The sequence below is a fragment of the Bacteroides sp. D22 genome, from assembly GCF_000163675.1.
GTDB classification, from domain to species: Bacteria; Bacteroidota; Bacteroidia; order Bacteroidales; family Bacteroidaceae; genus Bacteroides; species Bacteroides xylanisolvens.
In genome coordinates, this window is sequence record NZ_GG774801.1 from 237,252 (window position 1) to 238,375 (window position 1,124).

The window sequence follows — 1,124 nt, forward strand, 5'->3', positions numbered from 1 at the left end:
CTTTATTATTAGCAATTTGAAACAGATACAGTAAAGTGTTAGAGGTATCTATATTTTATTTTCAGAGCTTGAGAAATTGCTCTATTTTATAGAGAGTCCGATTTGAAATGAGTATTGCTGATTTTAAATGTTTTCGGCAGATGGACCTATTTTGAAAATTCAAACTCATATGGATAAGGAGTTTGATTCCATGAAACCCATTCTATCTTTCCATAATTATGCAAATCACATGGGAAAACCACAGAATAGTCCCATGGATTATATCGATATGGTATGTCAACATATTGACAAGCATATTTATTTGAATATAGCCAATGATATCCTGTTTTAGAGTCGCTATATATTGCTACCATAAAATATTTACCAATCTTTACTTTAGCGGAAGTATATGTTTCCTTTATTGACGAGGCAAATATAGAATAAGTAGCATCAACTATGCTACCATCTTTCTTTTTAATTTTTGATTTTGACAGCAAATTCCAAGTTTCATCTTGTATTTTTTGATAATCAAGTATATTCCCTGAAAAAGTTTGCTTTTTCACATCAAATTCCTCATTGTTGTCAGCCTTAAATAATAAAAATGTGGTGGAAATATTTTCGTAATCAGACTCTGGAGTAAGAGCTTTGTATCCATTTAGCCAAATTTCCTGAATGTCACTTTTTTCTTCATCACTTTTACTACATCCAACTACTATCAGTGCAGTCATAATTAAAAATAGAAGTTTTTTCGGGCTGACCCCAAAGGAACCCTGAATGCATTTGATGCTGTCAAGTTTCTCTTGGTATTCATTGAGTATATTACGTAGTTTGGTATTGATTAGTGCTGCGTCTGGACGTTTGACTACTTGCCCGTTTTTGAATTGTGAAAGACTGGGCTCAGTTGTAATTCTTGGGGGATTAAGTTTAGTCAATTCCCTTCATGCATATACCTTTGCTAGCCTAAAAAGGAAGAAGCTCATATCCACTACTCCTCTAAATGATGCCCTAAATGCTTTGATTTTAGCATTAAATGCTTCCGCTGCTGCATTTGTACTCCTGTTCACAAAGAAGTTCAGAATCCTTTCATAATGATTCTCAATAGAGTTTGCTACTGTTGTGAATGTATCGTATCCATATTCTTCAAT

General features: G+C 33.4%; 2 protein-coding genes. Both read right to left on the bottom strand.

Annotated features, from left to right (window positions below; genetic code table 11):
• Positions 1–146: 146 nt before the first annotated feature.
• Positions 147–911 (bottom strand): hypothetical protein, encoded by a 765-nt coding sequence (locus tag HMPREF0106_RS16170; protein ID WP_009039570.1) that lies wholly within the window; start codon positions 909–911, stop codon positions 147–149.
• A gap of 6 nt (positions 912–917) precedes the next feature.
• Positions 918–1,124 (bottom strand): transposase (locus tag HMPREF0106_RS25825; protein ID WP_232286765.1); only part of this gene is annotated, 207 nt, incomplete at its 5' end.